Annotated in this window: 18 protein-coding genes; 13 read left to right on the top strand and 5 right to left on the bottom strand. The window is 65.7% G+C overall.

Going from position 1 to position 14,348, the window contains the following annotated elements; genetic code table 11:
• Positions 1-273: 273 nt before the first annotated feature.
• The 6 genes from ACZY08_RS11795 (at position 274) to ACZY08_RS11770 (ending at position 4,376) form a co-directional block, all read left to right on the top strand.
• Entirely contained in the window at positions 274-1,023 is a 750-nt protein-coding gene (locus ACZY08_RS11795) for an acyltransferase (protein ID WP_463744678.1), read from the top strand.
• Positions 1,024-1,150: 127 nt separating this feature from the next.
• Positions 1,151-2,779 (top strand): acyl-CoA carboxylase subunit beta, encoded by a 1,629-nt coding sequence (locus ACZY08_RS11790; RefSeq protein WP_463744679.1) that lies wholly within the window; start codon positions 1,151-1,153, stop codon positions 2,777-2,779.
• A complete protein-coding gene (locus ACZY08_RS11785; protein ID WP_463744680.1) occupies positions 2,776-3,045 on the top strand; it encodes an acyl-CoA carboxylase subunit epsilon in 270 nt (89 codons plus the stop codon). The genes ACZY08_RS11790 and ACZY08_RS11785 overlap by 4 nt, the downstream gene beginning before the upstream one ends.
• 32 nt (positions 3,046-3,077) lie before the next feature.
• Positions 3,078-3,716, top strand: a complete 639-nt coding sequence (locus ACZY08_RS11780) for a Maf family protein (protein WP_463744681.1) — start codon at positions 3,078-3,080, stop codon at positions 3,714-3,716.
• Positions 3,717-3,809: 93 nt separating this feature from the next.
• Complete coding sequence (locus tag ACZY08_RS11775) at positions 3,810-3,956, top strand: hypothetical protein (RefSeq protein WP_463744682.1); 147 nt, start codon at positions 3,810-3,812, stop codon at positions 3,954-3,956.
• A gap of 192 nt (positions 3,957-4,148) precedes the next feature.
• A complete protein-coding gene (locus ACZY08_RS11770) occupies positions 4,149-4,376 on the top strand; it encodes a hypothetical protein (RefSeq protein ID WP_234927067.1) in 228 nt (75 codons plus the stop codon).
• A gap of 1 nt (position 4,377) precedes the next feature.
• Here the strand turns inward: ACZY08_RS11770 and ACZY08_RS11765 are convergent, their stop codons facing one another.
• Positions 4,378-5,118, bottom strand: a complete 741-nt coding sequence (locus tag ACZY08_RS11765) for a DUF6199 family natural product biosynthesis protein (RefSeq protein ID WP_463744683.1) — start codon at positions 5,116-5,118, stop codon at positions 4,378-4,380.
• Between the two features lie 103 nt (positions 5,119-5,221).
• Here ACZY08_RS11765 and ACZY08_RS11760 point away from each other — a divergent pair, with 103 nt between their 5' ends.
• From ACZY08_RS11760 to ACZY08_RS11740, 5 genes are all read left to right on the top strand, one after another.
• Positions 5,222-6,118: a sulfurtransferase gene (locus tag ACZY08_RS11760; RefSeq protein WP_463744684.1), complete on the top strand. Its 897-nt coding sequence runs from the start codon at positions 5,222-5,224 to the stop codon at positions 6,116-6,118.
• Entirely contained in the window at positions 6,115-6,534 is a 420-nt protein-coding gene (locus tag ACZY08_RS11755; RefSeq protein ID WP_463744685.1) for a SufE family protein, read from the top strand. The genes ACZY08_RS11760 and ACZY08_RS11755 overlap by 4 nt, the downstream gene beginning before the upstream one ends.
• 529 nt (positions 6,535-7,063) lie before the next feature.
• Entirely contained in the window at positions 7,064-8,860 is a 1,797-nt protein-coding gene (locus ACZY08_RS11750) for an acetyl/propionyl/methylcrotonyl-CoA carboxylase subunit alpha (protein ID WP_463744686.1), read from the top strand.
• A gap of 91 nt (positions 8,861-8,951) precedes the next feature.
• Complete coding sequence (locus ACZY08_RS11745; RefSeq protein WP_166903207.1) at positions 8,952-9,284, top strand: hypothetical protein; 333 nt, start codon at positions 8,952-8,954, stop codon at positions 9,282-9,284.
• Positions 9,281-10,270, top strand: a complete 990-nt coding sequence (locus ACZY08_RS11740; RefSeq protein ID WP_463744687.1) for a malate dehydrogenase — start codon at positions 9,281-9,283, stop codon at positions 10,268-10,270. Before ACZY08_RS11745 ends, ACZY08_RS11740 begins: the two co-directional genes overlap by 4 nt.
• A gap of 3 nt (positions 10,271-10,273) precedes the next feature.
• Here the strand turns inward: ACZY08_RS11740 and ACZY08_RS11735 are convergent, their stop codons facing one another.
• Positions 10,274-10,819: a nucleotidyltransferase family protein gene (locus ACZY08_RS11735; RefSeq protein WP_463744688.1), complete on the bottom strand. Its 546-nt coding sequence runs from the start codon at positions 10,817-10,819 to the stop codon at positions 10,274-10,276.
• 196 nt (positions 10,820-11,015) lie between these two features.
• Here ACZY08_RS11735 and ACZY08_RS11730 point away from each other — a divergent pair, with 196 nt between their 5' ends.
• The gene (locus ACZY08_RS11730) at positions 11,016-11,438 is read left to right on the top strand and encodes an STAS domain-containing protein (protein ID WP_463744689.1); all 423 of its coding nucleotides are present in this window, start codon (positions 11,016-11,018) and stop codon (positions 11,436-11,438) included.
• Here the strand turns inward: ACZY08_RS11730 and ACZY08_RS11725 are convergent.
• Together ACZY08_RS11725 and ACZY08_RS11720 are read right to left on the bottom strand one after the other, a co-directional pair.
• Complete coding sequence (locus tag ACZY08_RS11725) at positions 11,409-12,131, bottom strand: RNA polymerase sigma factor SigF (protein ID WP_463745276.1); 723 nt, start codon at positions 12,129-12,131, stop codon at positions 11,409-11,411. The two genes, ACZY08_RS11730 and ACZY08_RS11725, sit on opposite strands and share 30 nt — an antisense overlap.
• Before the next feature lie 26 nt (positions 12,132-12,157).
• Positions 12,158-12,592, bottom strand: a complete 435-nt coding sequence (locus tag ACZY08_RS11720; RefSeq protein WP_463744690.1) for an ATP-binding protein — start codon at positions 12,590-12,592, stop codon at positions 12,158-12,160.
• A 215-nt stretch (positions 12,593-12,807) separates the two neighbouring features.
• Between ACZY08_RS11720 and ACZY08_RS11715 the strand changes: the two genes are divergently transcribed.
• The gene (locus tag ACZY08_RS11715) at positions 12,808-13,353 is read left to right on the top strand and encodes a DUF6328 family protein (RefSeq protein ID WP_463744691.1); all 546 of its coding nucleotides are present in this window, start codon (positions 12,808-12,810) and stop codon (positions 13,351-13,353) included.
• On the opposite strand, the gene ACZY08_RS11710 is transcribed toward ACZY08_RS11715, so the two are convergent.
• Positions 13,321-14,307 carry an LLM class F420-dependent oxidoreductase gene (locus ACZY08_RS11710; protein WP_463744692.1) on the bottom strand — a complete coding sequence of 329 codons (987 nt, stop codon included), beginning with the start codon at positions 14,305-14,307 and terminating at the stop codon, positions 13,321-13,323. The genes ACZY08_RS11715 and ACZY08_RS11710 overlap by 33 nt on opposite strands.
• Between the last annotated feature and the right edge of the window lie 41 nt (positions 14,308-14,348).

Below are 14,348 nucleotides of genomic sequence, written 5' to 3'. Positions count from 1 at the left end.
GATCCAGGTCGTGGGCACCCAGTGTTCGCAACACCGGCGTGACGTCCCGACCATACGCAACGACAAGCGATCTCGCACCCGCCACCTGTCAGAGCGTGGATCGACGCCTTCAGATCATCGCCCTGACCTACCGAATCAGCTGTGCCCACACGGATATCCGGCATGTACGTCATCTCGCGGCCTCCGTGATACGCCCCACAAACTGTCGTAGCGGTAAACGCGTGAGCGGTCCGGCGTCAGTAGATTCGGCAGTACCGACCGACGATGTCCGCCATGGGACCCCTGGTGGAGAAAGGCGTATCGATGCTGGAAATGCTTTGCTGGCTTCTACTTCCGCCGTCATCGTTCAAGAACCGTGTACTGAGGTTGTTCGGTCATCGAATCGCCGGCACCGCCAGAATCGGACCGACCGTCGTCCGCAACGTGGGGCGTTTCGAGCTCGGCGAAGGCGCGCGGATCGGAGCATTCAATGTGGTGCGTGGGCTGGGTTTGGTCCGTTTCGACGACTACGCAGCGATGGAGTCATGGAATTGGATTTCTGCGCACCCCGCCTTCCAGCGACTTGACACACAAGCCGGGACCTTGTTCCTCGGCTACGGCGCGAAGCTGGGCAGCAGACACTACGCGGACTGCTCCGGCACCATCGTCCTCCGCGCGTACGCCGCGGTCGGCGGAAACCGGTGCCTCCTGCAGACCCACGAGCCCGATTTCGCCCACAAGCGACAAACGGTGGGCCGAATAACCGTCGGACATCACTCGCTGGTCGGCAGCAGAGCCGTGATGCTGAAGGACAGTCACCTACCCGATCAGTCGCTTCTGGCCGCCAATTCGACCATGACCCGCGGATCGACACCCGAGTCGAAGCGCGGGCTGTACGCCGGGTCGCCGGCCACCTGGAAGCGGGAGACACAAGGCGAGTACTTCGACCGCAACACACTCAGCATGACCGAACATGTGATCGACAGCCCCATGGGAGTGCTGCCCGAGGACCGTGCGCTCGACACCGAACTGTTCGGTCGCTGACCGGCCCGCACGCACCGCGAACTCATTTGCCCCACGCGTGGACACGTCTCAGTCCGGGCAGAACGTGACGCGCGCCACGCCCACCACTCTTAGACCAGTCTTAGGGTTACCGATAGCATCGTGACCCATGACGAGCGTTACCGAGCCGTCCGCCGAGCACCAGGTGGACATCCACACCACTGCAGGCAAGCTGGCTGATCTCAAGAGGCGGGCCGAGGAGACTCTGCATCCCGTCGGCGAGGACGCCGTTGAGAAGGTGCACGCCAAGGGCAAGCTGACCGCCCGCGAGCGCATCCTGGCCCTGCTCGACGAGGGTTCGTTCGTCGAACTCGACGCGCTGGCCAAGCACCGCAGCACCAACTTCGGCCTGGAGAACAACCGGCCGCTGGGCGACGGTGTGATCACCGGCTACGGGACGATCGACGGACGCGACGTCTGCATCTTCAGCCAGGACGCCACCGTGTTCGGCGGCAGCCTCGGCGAGGTGTACGGCGAGAAGATCGTCAAGGTCCAGGAGCTGGCGATCAAGACCGGGCGCCCGCTGATCGGCATCAACGACGGCGCCGGCGCCCGCATCCAGGAGGGTGTGGTCTCGCTCGGCCTGTACAGCCGGATCTTCCACAACAACATCAAGGCCTCGGGTGTCATCCCGCAGATCTCGCTGATCATGGGCGCCGCGGCCGGTGGCCACGTCTACTCCCCCGCCCTGACCGACTTCATCGTGATGGTCGACCAGACCAGCCAGATGTTCATCACTGGCCCGGACGTCATCAAGACGGTCACCGGTGAGGACGTCACCATGGAGGAACTGGGCGGCGCCCACACTCACATGTCCAAGTCCGGCACCGCGCACTACGTCGCCTCCGGCGAGCAGGACGCCTTCGAGTACGTCCGCGATCTGCTGAGCTTCCTGCCCCCGAACAACTACGCCGAGCCGCCGCACTACCCGGTGGCCCCGACGCAGGGCTCGATCGAGGAGACCCTGACCGATGAGGACATCGAGCTCGACACGCTGATCCCGGATTCCCCGAATCAGCCGTACGACATGCACGAGGTCATCACCCGCCTCCTCGATGACGATGAGTTCCTCGAGGTGCAGGCCGGGTACGCCGGCAACATTCTGGTCGGCTTCGGCCGGGTCGACGGCCGTCCGGTCGGCATCGTGGCCAACCAGCCCACCCAGTTCGCCGGCTGCCTCGACATCAATGCGTCTGAGAAGGCCGCCCGGTTCATCCGGACCTGCGACTGCTTCAACATCCCGATCGTGCTGCTGGTCGACGTGCCCGGCTTCCTGCCCGGCACGGATCAGGAGTTCAACGGCATCATCCGCCGCGGCGCCAAGCTGCTGTACGCCTACGGTGAGGCCACGGTCGCCAAGATCACCGTCATCACCCGGAAGTCCTACGGTGGTGCGTACTGCGTGATGGGGTCCAAGGACATGGGCGCCGACGTAGTGGTCGCCTGGCCGACGGCCCAGATCGCCGTGATGGGCGCCTCGGGCGCAGTGGGCTTCGTCTACCGTTCGCAGCTCAAGGAAGCCGCCAAGAACGGCGAAGACGTCGATGCGCTGCGTCTGGAGCTGCAGCAGACCTACGAGGACACTCTGGTCAATCCCTACATCGCGGCTGAGCGCGGATACGTCGACGCGGTCATCCCGCCGTCGCACACCCGCGGCTATGTGGCCAATGCGCTGCGGCTGCTGGAGCGCAAGATCATTCAGATGCCGCCGAAGAAGCACGGGAACATTCCACTGTGAGCGAGGCGACTGTGGCCGAACAGACCGAAGATGCGCAGGGCCAGCAGCAAGCCGACCACGAGGCACACATCAAGGTGCTGCGTGGTCAGCCCACCGATGCGGAGATGGCCGCGCTGATGGCGATCCTCGGCACCGCCGGTGGCGGCGACGCCGACCCGGTGGTGCGCGATCGCAACCTGTGGGGACACCCCGTGGACAAGCTGCGCTACTCGATCTACAGCTGGCAGCGCATCACGCTGTGGGAGCGCACCCACATGCGGCGCTGATGAGCGCTCGCGCGAAGAAGAGACAGCACTGAATGACCCGGGTCGTTCTGGGTTCGGCATCGACAGGCCGGCTTGGCGTTCTGCGCCAGGCCGGCCTCGATCCGTTGGTGGTGGTATCAGGGGTCGACGAGGACGCCGTCATGGCGTCGTTGGCCGGCGCCCCACCCGAGCGCGTGGTGAGCGGACTGGCCGCAGCCAAGGCTGACGAAGTGCTCACCCATGTTCCCGCCACGGTCGCCGCGGACTGCGTCGTCATCGGTTGCGACTCGATGCTGTTTCTCGACGGACGGTTGTGCGGCAAGCCCGGAGACGTCGACACCGCACGGCGGCAATGGCAGGCCATGTCGGGCCGGACAGCCCAGCTGTATTCCGGTCATGCCGTGCTCGTCGTTCGTGACGGGTCGGTCACCCACCGCATCGTCGACACCGGTGTCACCGCAGTGCATTTCGGGTCGCCCATCGAAGCAGATCTGGACGCGTATCTGCGCAGTGGGGAACCACTCGGTGTCGCAGGCGGATTCACGCTCGACGGGCTCGGCGGCTGGTTCGTCGACGGCATCGACGGTGACCCGTCCAATGTGATCGGGCTGAGCCTGCCGCTGCTGCGTCGGATGCTTGCCGTGGCCGGAGTGTCGATCGCCGAACTCTGGAAAAGTTCCGCGCCGGCCTGACCGTTCACCCACAGCTACGATTACGGCCGACGACAACCGCTGGCTCACCGAAAGTTTCGCGGGTCGCGCCCGATGGCGAGCCCGGGTCAACTCATGGCATTCCCGCTCGATCGCGCACTGGTTCCCGGCTGCCAGGTCCTCTGGCATCAGCCCGTCGGCTACACCGGGGTTTTCCAGGTCGGCGACGCGCTCGTCTGGTACCGCTTCGATCAGCTCACTGGACTGCGGGCACCGACATAAAGACCTGAACAAGCCAATGCCACAACGCCTTTCACACCATCACTTCTGATCGCCTCAGGCCTGCCGACGTGATGACGACACCACCGCGGTGAATTCCCCCGACCCGGCAGTGACCAAATTGCAACCTTCTCAATGGGCGGCACGCCGTGTCGACGTCCCGAATAGTCTCAACCACGGGTTGACACTGGGCCGATGCCAGTCGAAGAAACAATGTGGGATGTTCGCGTGGCACGCGACTTCGAAACATGCGACCTGGAGCGGCTCCGCGCCGCATTCGCCGACATCATCTCCAAGCGCTTGTCTCCGGGCAAGCGATTGCTGCGCGTGGTGACCTGGTCTCAGAACGGTGGCTCACTCTTCCGCGCCAACAATGGCGCCCGCCGCTTCGCGGTGGCCTACGAGGTGGCGTTCACCGCGTAACTCAGCGCCTGGGCGGTGCGTCGAGTTTCGGCACCGTGTTACCCGCTTCGGCGGGCACAAGGACCGTCCCGTGCGCGTCGACGATAGGCGAGTCGGTGACCAACTGCACCCCTGGATCCATGTAGAAGGGTTGCGTCTTCATCTCGTTCGACTGCGCGATATCGCGGGTGGTGCATCGGTCGGAACCGGAACTGTCGACTTGCGGCACATCAGGCGCCCAGCTCAGACGGGCCGTCACCGGCGCCGGATTGGCGCCTCTAGGAGCAGATCGGCTCACATGAGTCACGCACTGGTAACGACCCTTTGGGTTGTGCATGAAGTCTTTGAAGCCGGCTTCAAACACGTTCGGCGGTTGCAGGTAGTACACCTCGTATTCGATCCGGGGTGACGATCCCCGCGGCTTCTCCACGTAGCCGATGATCGGAAGGGCGCCGCGGTCCTCGGGCTTCGGTGGCTTGTACGCCGCCACCGCTGCGTCCCATTCGTCTTTCTTCTTCTGCTCGGCTTCGGCCGCCGTCCTGTCGCGCTCCGTCGACCAGGCCAACCCGGCGAGAATGACCGCCGCGACGATGACGAACACGCCGCCGAGGGCCTGCATGCCGTAGCCCGCCTCGCTGGGTTCGTTGGCTTCGGGGTTCTTGTACTTCCACGACTCTGTCGCCCACCAGATCTTCCTGGGCCGCAGCAGCATGAACAGTCCGAGCGGTATGCCGATGACCAGGCACAGGATGGCGACTCCCACCGCAGCAGCCTAAGGCCGCAGAACGGCCCCCCAATGCGGCAATATGCGCCGGTCGTCGGCACTGCCGCAGCGCGGATAATCGGCCCGACGGTACGCTCGTGGTGTGCCGCTGCCTGCTGATCCCAGCCCAACTCTCGCCGAGTACGCCCATCCGGAGCGCCTGGTCACCGCCGACTGGCTGGCCAGCAATCTGGGCCGGCCCGGTTTGGCCATCGTCGAGTCGGACGAAGATGTCCTGCTCTACGACACCGGCCACATCCCGGGTGCGGTCAAGATCGACTGGCATCTCGACCTCAACGACCCCAATGTGCGTGACTACATCGACGGTGAGCAGTTCGCCGAACTGATGGATCGCAAGGGCATCAGCCGCGACGACACCGTCGTCATCTACGGCGACAAGAGCAACTGGTGGGCGGCCTACGCGCTGTGGGTGTTCACCCTGTTCGGTCATCCCGACGTACGCCTGCTCGACGGCGGCCGCGACCTGTGGGTTTCCCACGGCCGCGACACCACCCTCGAAGTGCCCACCAGACAGACCAGCGGCTACCCGATCGTGGAACGCAACGACGCCCCGATCCGGGCCTACCGCAACGACGTGCTGGACATTCTCGGCAAGCAACCGTTGATCGACGTCCGCTCGCCCCAGGAATACACCGGCGAACGCACCCATATGCCGGACTACCCGGAGGAGGGCGCGCTGCGCGGTGGGCACATCCCCACGGCCAAGTCGATCCCCTGGGCCAAGGCAGCCCGGGACAGCGGCCAGTTCCGCAGCCGCGCCGAGCTCGAGGAGCTCTACGGCTTTCTCAACCCCGACGACAAGACGGTGGTGTACTGCCGCATCGGTGAGCGTTCCAGCCATACCTGGTTCGTGCTCACCCACCTGCTCGGGCTGCCCGGTGTGCGCAATTACGACGGCTCGTGGACTGAGTGGGGCAATGCCGTGCGGGTCCCTGTCGCCGTCGGCCCCGATGCAGGTGAGGCTCCGGGCGCCTCATGAGTTCGATGCCGGCCACCCTGGCAGAGGTTGTCTCCGACTTCCAGGAGGTGGCCGGCCAGGACAAGTTGCAGCTGTTGTTGGAGTTCGCCAACGAGCTGCCACCCCTGCCGGCTCATCTTGAGGAAGCGGCAATGGAGCCGGTGCCCGAATGCCAGTCACCGTTGTTCCTCGACGTCGATGCGTCCGATCGGGGCAAGGTGCGGCTGTTCTTCAGCGCACCCCCGGAGGCCCCGACGACGCGGGGCTTCGCCGCCATCTTGGCGACGGGCCTGGACGGCCAGTCGGCCGACGACATCCTGGCGGTGCCCGACGACTTCTACACCGCGCTGGGCCTGGCCGCATTGATCAGCCCACTGCGGCTGCGCGGGATGTCGGCGATGCTGACCCGGATCAAGCGGCGGCTGCGCGCGGCCTGAGTCTCGACCGCTACGGGTCCGTCCGAACGGTGGTTGCCGTAGCGCCGTTCAACGACACCTGTGAAGGTTGCGACCGATGCCGACGTGGCATTGATCGTTCTGCTTCATGACGCCGAGTTGTTCAGGCGCCCAAGTGAGTTCAGGGCTCACGCTCATTCGGTCGCCATCGGCTTTGACCACTTGGGCCGAGGTGTGGCACGGATAGCTGAACACTCCTCGGCGAAGTACCAGATCAGGACCGGGTGGCCCACCAGATGCCCCTCGGCGCCGCCACCATCACGCCGCCCACCAACACGCCGATGCCCACGACCAATATCCCCGGACCCACGGGCCAACGGTAATAGCGTCGGACTACCCGTTGAGACGGGAATTTCGCACCTCAACAGGAGCGATGTTCCCGCGGCCGGATTTCGGCGAAAAGCTACCCGTCGGTAACCGATACCGGATTGGGAAGCCTCAAGGTGCGGCGCATAAACTGCCCGCGATAGATTCTTAAAGACGTTTCTTAGAGAACTGCCGAGGAGGCACCGTGGCCAACCACGCCAGCTCAAAGATCTCCAAGGTGCTGGTCGCCAATCGCGGGGAGATCGCGGTCCGGGTGATCCGCGCCGCCAAGGACGCGGGATTGGCCAGCGTGGCCGTATACGCCGAGCCCGACGCCGATGCACCGCACGTACGCCTCGCCGATGAGGCTTTCGCCCTGGGGGGCCAGACCTCAGCCGAGTCCTACCTGGTCTTCGAGAAGATCCTGGACGCCGCCGCGAAGTCTGGCGCCAACGCCATCCACCCGGGGTACGGCTTCCTGTCGGAGAACGCCGATTTCGCCCAGGCCGTACTCGACGCCGGACTGATCTGGATCGGGCCGAGCCCGCAGTCGATCCGCGATCTGGGTGACAAGGTCACCGCACGCCACATCGCCGCCAAGGCCAAGGCGCCGCTGGTTCCGGGTACCCCGGACCCGGTGAAGAACGCCGACGAGGTCGTCGCGTTCGCCAAGGAGTTCGGCGTGCCGGTCGCGATCAAGGCCGCATTCGGCGGTGGCGGTCGCGGCATGAAGGTCGCCCGCACCATCGAGGAGATCCCCGAGCTTTTCGAGTCGGCGACTCGTGAGGCTGTCGCCGCGTTCGGTCGCGGCGAGTGCTTCGTCGAGCGCTACCTGGACAAGCCACGCCACGTCGAGGCCCAGGTGATCGCCGATACGCACGGCAACGTCGTCGTCGCCGGCACCCGCGACTGCTCGCTGCAGCGCCGCTTCCAGAAGCTGGTCGAGGAGGCCCCGGCCCCGTACCTGACCGACGCGCAGCGCAAGGAGATCCACGAGTCCGCCAAGCGCATCTGCAAGGAGGCCGGGTACTACGGTGCCGGCACCGTGGAGTACCTGGTCGGCCAGGACGGCCTGATCTCCTTCCTGGAGGTCAACACCCGCCTGCAGGTCGAGCATCCGGTGACCGAGGAGACCTCGGGCATCGACCTGGTACGCCAGCAGTTCAAGATCGCCAACGGCGAGGCCCTGGACATCACCGACGATCCGACGCCGCGCGGCCACTCGTTCGAGTTCCGCATCAACGGTGAGGACGCCGGCCGCGGCTTCCTGCCCGCCCCCGGCCCCGTCACCAAGTTCGAGGCCCCCACGGGCCCGGGTGTCCGGATGGACTCCGGGGTGGAGTCCGGATCTGTTATCGGCGGTCAGTTCGATTCGATGCTGGCCAAGCTGATCGTCACCGGTGCCACCCGTGAGGAGGCACTGGACCGGTCCCGCCGTGCCCTTGCCGAGTTCAACGTCGAGGGTCTTGCGACCGTCATCCCGTTCCACCGTGCCGTGGTCTCCGACCCCGCCTTCATCGGCGACGAGGACGGTTTCACCGTGCACACCCGCTGGATCGAGACCGAGTGGGACAACACCGTCGAGCCGTTCACCGGTGGCGCCCCGATCGAGGAAGAGGACACCATTCCTCGCCAGACCGTGGTCGTCGAGGTCGGTGGGCGTCGCCTCGAGGTGTCGCTGCCCGGTGATCTGGCGCTCGGCGGCGGAGCCGGCGCCGGCGCGAGCGGTGTGCTTCGCAAGAAGCCCAAGGCCCGCAAGCGCGGCGCCAGCGGCGGTGCGGCCGCATCGGGCGACTCGGTGACCGCGCCGATGCAGGGCACCGTGGTCAAGGTGGCCGTCGAGGAGGGCCAGGAGGTGGCCGCAGGCGACCTCGTCGTGGTTCTGGAGGCCATGAAGATGGAGAACCCGGTGACGGCCCACAAGGACGGCGTCATCACAGGGTTGGCCGTCGAGGCCGGTGCCGCAATCACCCAGGGCACCGTGATCGCCGAGATCAAGTAGCGCCCAATCTTTTCCGCGAGGCTGTAGTCACCGCACCCGGTGGCTGCAGCCTCGCGGCGTTTCACGCGGCCGCCTATGGAACGCTGGTCCTGTGGAACCCGTAGAGATCAACAACGGCCAGTGGTATCTGCGCGGGCTGCGCGCCGATGACCGCGTCGACGACCGGCACGCGCTCGCCGATCTGGGCGAGTCAGACCTGGACTACGTACACGACGCCGAAGATGGCTGGGCCGACGACACGCGATACACCTGGGCCGTATGCGAGCCGACCACCGGCGAACTGCTCGCCGAGGTCGTCCTGGATCCCGTCACCGGATTCCTGAGCAGCCGGGGCCGTCCCGGCTTCGAGGACGCCGCCGCCATCTCGGAGGACACCGTGCGGCGGTATGCCACGGAAATCCTCGGGTTGGAGGTGCACACGTGACCACGTCACCGAAAGTCGTCACGGTCACCGGCGCGGCCGGCCAGATCGGCTACGCCGCCCTCTTCCGCATCGGAGCCGGTGCCCTGCTGGGACGCGACGTGCCGGTGAAGCTGAGGCTGCTGGAACTGCCTGCGGCGATCCGTGCGGCCGAAGGCGTGGTCATGGAGTTGGTCGACAGCGCCTTCGATGGGCTGGTCGACATCGAGATTCACGACGATCCGGTGCGAGCGTTCGACGGTGTCGATGTTGCGCTGCTGGTCGGGGCCAGGCCCCGCAGTAAGGGCATGGAACGCGCCGACCTGTTGGCGGCCAATGCCGCGATCTTCGCCGAGTCGGGCAAAGCCCTGAACGCCGGCGCGGCCGGCGATGTCCGCATCGTCGTGGTCGGCAACCCGGCCAACACCAACGCGCTGGTGGCCGCGGCCCACGCGCCCGACATCCCGTCGGAGCGATTCACCGCCCTGACCCGGCTGGACCACAACCGGGCGGTCGCGGCCCTGGCCACCCACGCCGGTGTGCACGTCACCGACGTGTCCCGGGTGACTGTGTGGGGCAACCACTCCCCGAGCATGTACCCCGACATCTTCCATGCGGTGGTCGACGGGCGGCCGGGCTCCGAGTACGCCTCGGACACCGACTGGCTGACAAGAGATTTCATCCCGTCCGTGGCCACCCGTGGCACCGCGATCATCGAGGCCCGCGGCACTTCGTCGGCGGCGTCGGCTGCCAACGCCGCCATCGATCACGTGCGGGACTGGGTGGACGGTACCGACCCCGCCGACTGGACATCGGTGGCGCTTCCCTCCCCCGGCGTCTACGGGGTGCCCGAGGGTGTGGTCGCCTCACTGCCGGTTCGCGCGGTCGACGGCAGGTGGGAAATCGTCGAAGGCCTGGAGATCAGTGAGTTCTCCAGGGCCCGGATCGATGCGTCGGTGGCCGAACTGCTCGAGGAGCGCCGAGCGGTCGAACAACTCGGCCTGCTGTAGCGGTCAACGCTCGTCGATATCGAGACCGGTGGCGAGATCACCGCAATCCACGGCGACGACGTCGTCACGACCGCCGAGAAACGCCCGGGCCCCCTGGTCGCCGCGCAACCCGGCGATCAGGGCGCGGTAGTGCCTGCGGGCCACGACGACGGGGTGCCCGGGCCGGCCGTGATAGCGGGCGCGGGCCAGGCCGGATCGGGAGCCGCGTGCCGCGGCCAGGACCCGGGCCACGACATCGGCAGCGACGTCCGGGGTGTCGACGGTATGCAGGACGACCCATTCGGCGCCGCCGACGGCCTCGAGCCCTTCGCGCACCGACGCGCTCATGCCGTCGGCCCAGCGGGTGGCCACCACAGCCCGAGCCGGCGCGGGCACGTCGACCACAGCGGCACCGAGCACCACGATCACCTCGTCACAACCGCCACGGTCGAGCGCGGTTACCGCCCGACGGAGCCAGTCACCGCCGTCGGCAAGAACTTTCGGCATTCCGAATCGGCTGCCGGCACCGGCTGCCAGCACCACCCCGGCAACTGCGTCGGCGTTCGGCATGCGAACAGTCTGACCTGGGACTCTAAGAATCCACTCAGACAAATTGTCCGACGACCTTGATCGCGGTAGGGTCCTTAACAGGTTGAGTTCACAGCCGCAGCGAGCGTCGATCGACATACGCGCGGGAACTCGCATTCGTGTCGATTGGCGCCGCACCACAGTACGAATACGTGTATTACGACTGATGGAGCTACCAATGACTGTCTTTTCGACGAGCGCACTGATCGACCGGACCGACGAATCGCCAGCCACATTTGCCACACGCTGGCTGCCGCCGTCAACGGCGGTGATCAGCGCTAAGGGCGAGATCGATGCCACGAACGCGACCGAATTCGCCGACTACGCGTTACGGCACATCGGTCAGGCCGAGCGGGTCGCCGTCGACCTCACCGATGTCGAGTTCTTCGGCACCGCAGGTCTTTCCGCTCTCAAGGCGATCGAAGCGCGGTGCTCTGTCGGCAACATCGACTGGGTGTTGGTGCCCAGCAAGGCAGTGAACCGGCTGCTCCGCATCTGCGACCTCGATTCGGACTTGCACACGTGCTACAGCGTGGCCGCGGCCCTGTCGACGTTGAACGGCAAAACGCCGCTACTGCAGCTGGTCACGAAGTCGCGCTAGCGATTTCGCCAGCAGTCTCGATACGTGCATCTGCGAGACACCGACCCGCTCGGCGATCTGCGTCTGCGTCATGGACTCGAAGAATCGCAGCAACAGTACCGTTCGTTCCCGCTCAGGTAACTGAGCGAGTAACGGCCGCAACGTTTCTCGATTATCGATCTGATCCAATCCGTCGTCCACATCGCCGAGCGTGTCGACTATTGCCGGCGCATCCTCGTCGCCGCCGCCACCACTGTCGATCGAGAGGGTGTTGTACGAGCTGCCCGCCACCAGACCTTCGATCACCTGTTCGCGGTCCATGTCGAGTTCTTCGGCGAGCTCGGAGGCCGTCGGGGCACGGCCCAATCGCTGAGACAGTTCCGCAGTCGCCGCGCCGAGGCGCAGGTGCAGTTCCTTCAACCGCCGCGGCACCTTCACCGACCAGCTGTTGTCCCGAAAGTGGCGCCGGACCTCCCCCATGATCGTCGGCACCGCGAATGACACGAAGTCCGATCCGGCCTCGACATCGAATCGGTTGACCGCGTTGACCAGGCCGACTCTCGCCACCTGGATCAGATCTTCACGGGGTTCACCCCGGCCGTCGAACCGCCTTGCGATGTGATCGGCAAGCGGCAGGCACCGCTCGACAATCCGCTCACGTTGGCGTTCATAGGCCGGCGAGTCCTCGGACAATCCGCCGAGTTCGCGGAACATGTCGCGGACGTCCGCATATTCCGACGTCACCGCAGCAGGCTCGCTCGTCTCGTCGTCAGGGTGATGCCGAATACCTGACCGGTGTCGGATCTGTCGCCATTGATGAACGTCTTGACGTCGTCTGTCAGGGAACTCAACACGTGCCAGCTGAAGCTGCCCGGCTCGACCACCGCAGCACCCGTACAGGTAGTGGAGGCCGTGATCACCAGCGCCTCGTCACCCGGGTCGACGGTCAGATGCAGGCTCGAATCAGGCACTGCGGCCCGGATCAAGGCAGTGCAGGCCTCGTCAACGGCCAGCCGCAAGTCGGCGACCACATCGAAATCAAGGTCTTCGAATGCTGCTACCGCAGCGACCAGTGTGCGCACTACGGCCAGGTTCTCCAACCTGGCAGCGACCCGGATCTCCACCGACCGCTCCGCGCGGTTCAGCGGCTTGGATTGGCCATGTTCGTCGGCCATCTCACCTCCCGACATCTCGGATCGACAGTATGCCAGGTTGTGAGCCTCGCCTCATGAAGCCACTCTGCTGACCACAACGCGCTCCGATGTCGGTCTCGACTTCGACACTGCCATCCCTTTCCGCATCCTCACGCAGCCCCACGTGGGGCCTTCGGCCAGGAATGCCCATCGCGGCGCAACCCGAAACCTATGACCGACGTGGGATTATCGACAGCATGGATGCGGACCGCCCCGAGCTGGATCAGCCCTGGGATCACACCGCCCGGCATGAAACGGAAGCCGAACGGCTGGACCGCAACTGGAGCAGCCTCCTGCAGGAGCTGCGGGTCGTGCAGACCGGCGTTCAGTTGCTCACCGGCCTGCTGCTGACTTTGCCGTTCCAAGAACGGTTTTCGATGCTCGACGAGCCCATGCGGGTCCTCTATCTCGTCACGGTCGCATGTTCGGCCGCTGCCACCGCGCTGTTGGTCGCCCCCGTTGGGATGCACCGCATCCTGTTCCGCAGACACCGGTTGAACCTGCTGGTCTCCGCCGCACACAGGTGCGCATTCATCGGGTTGGTCTTGCTCGGACTCGCGATGACCGGGGTGACCGAGTTGATCTTCGACACGGTTGCCGGGCGCGAGGCCGGAGTGGTCGCCGGGGCCGTAGCGCTGCTGACGTTCGTCGGGATCTGGCTGGTGCTGCCGTTTGCGATGCGTCTGGGTCATCCGATGTCGGCCGAGCCCTCAGTCGAACTCGGCGCGCAGCGCGGCCAGTAGGGGTTTTGCCGCCTCGTCGAGGAACCTCTGCTGGCCCTGGTCACCTATCTGGACCAATGCGACATCAGTGAATCCCGCTTCGAGATAGGGCGCGACGGCGGCGACGATCCCGTCCAGGTCTGGTCCACACGGGATGGCCGCGGACACATCCTCCTGACGCACGTAGCGGGTTGCCGCGGCGAATCCCGCCGGGGTCGGCAGGTCCGCGTTGACCGCCCAGCCACCGCCGAACCAGCGGAACTGGTCATGGGCCCGTTCCACCGCCGCATCGCGGTCGGGGTCCCAGCACACCGGAATTTGTCCGATCACCCGGCCCTCGGGCAGCGCGCCGGTGGCGTGGCGACGCTGGTGCCAGTCCTCGACAATCGCGTGGTCGGGTGCGACGTTGATCAGGTGATCGGCGGCCACGGCGAGCTTCTCGACGGCTTTCTCACCGGTCATCGATACGGCGATGGTCACCGGGACTTCGGGTACATCCCAGATGCGCGCGGAGTCCACCTCGTAGAACTCGCCTCGGAAATCGATCAAGTCTCCGGTGAAGAGTTCGCGAATCAGCTTGATCGCCTCGGCCAGCATGTCGAGGCGACGCTCGACGGTGGGCCACCCCTGACCCACCACGTGTTCGTTGAGGTTCTCCCCGCTGCCGACGCCGAGGGTGAAGCGGCCGTCGGCCAGGATCTGCACGGTGGCAGCCTGCTGGGCGATGATCGCCGGGTGATATCTGATCGTCGGGCAGGTCACGTACGAGTACAGCTGCACGGTGTCCGTTGAGTGGGCCACCGCGCCCAGTACCGGCCATGCGTTGGGAGCGTGGCCCTGACTGGCCAGCCACGGACTGTAGTGGTCGCTGATCACTTCGAAATCGAATCCGGCCTGCTCCGCCGACACCGCATAGCCGACAAGCTGTTGCGGACCGCTCTGCTCGCACATCAACGTGTATCCGAATCTGGCCATGGCGCAGGAATACCCGTGCAGAAGTTCATGAAACTGGGTAT

It is taken from the genome of Mycobacterium sp. IDUB_9 (assembly GCF_055419505.1).
Note: the sequence above shows the minus strand (reverse complement) of the source record. Positions and strands in the feature narration are given on the sequence as shown.

Excerpts from the sequence above, each read along its gene's own strand:
- ACZY08_RS11795 (WP_463744678.1), top strand. The coding sequence starts at position 274 with ATGGGACCCCTGGTGGAGAAAGGCGTATCGATGCTGGAAATGCTTTGC.
- ACZY08_RS11790 (WP_463744679.1), top strand. The coding sequence starts at position 1,151 with ATGACGAGCGTTACCGAGCCGTCCGCCGAGCACCAGGTGGACATCCAC.
- ACZY08_RS11780 (WP_463744681.1), top strand. The coding sequence starts at position 3,078 with ATGACCCGGGTCGTTCTGGGTTCGGCATCGACAGGCCGGCTTGGCGTT.
- ACZY08_RS11775 (WP_463744682.1), top strand. The coding sequence starts at position 3,810 with ATGGCATTCCCGCTCGATCGCGCACTGGTTCCCGGCTGCCAGGTCCTC.
- ACZY08_RS11770 (WP_234927067.1), top strand. The coding sequence starts at position 4,149 with ATGCCAGTCGAAGAAACAATGTGGGATGTTCGCGTGGCACGCGACTTC.
- ACZY08_RS11755 (WP_463744685.1), top strand. The coding sequence starts at position 6,115 with ATGAGTTCGATGCCGGCCACCCTGGCAGAGGTTGTCTCCGACTTCCAG.
- ACZY08_RS11735 (WP_463744688.1), bottom strand. The coding sequence starts at position 10,819 with ATGCCGAACGCCGACGCAGTTGCCGGGGTGGTGCTGGCAGCCGGTGCC.
- ACZY08_RS11730 (WP_463744689.1), top strand. The coding sequence starts at position 11,016 with ATGACTGTCTTTTCGACGAGCGCACTGATCGACCGGACCGACGAATCG.
- ACZY08_RS11725 (WP_463745276.1), bottom strand. The coding sequence starts at position 12,131 with ATGTTCCGCGAACTCGGCGGATTGTCCGAGGACTCGCCGGCCTATGAA.
- ACZY08_RS11720 (WP_463744690.1), bottom strand. The coding sequence starts at position 12,592 with ATGGCCGACGAACATGGCCAATCCAAGCCGCTGAACCGCGCGGAGCGG.
- ACZY08_RS11715 (WP_463744691.1), top strand. The coding sequence starts at position 12,808 with ATGGATGCGGACCGCCCCGAGCTGGATCAGCCCTGGGATCACACCGCC.
- ACZY08_RS11710 (WP_463744692.1), bottom strand. The coding sequence starts at position 14,307 with ATGGCCAGATTCGGATACACGTTGATGTGCGAGCAGAGCGGTCCGCAA.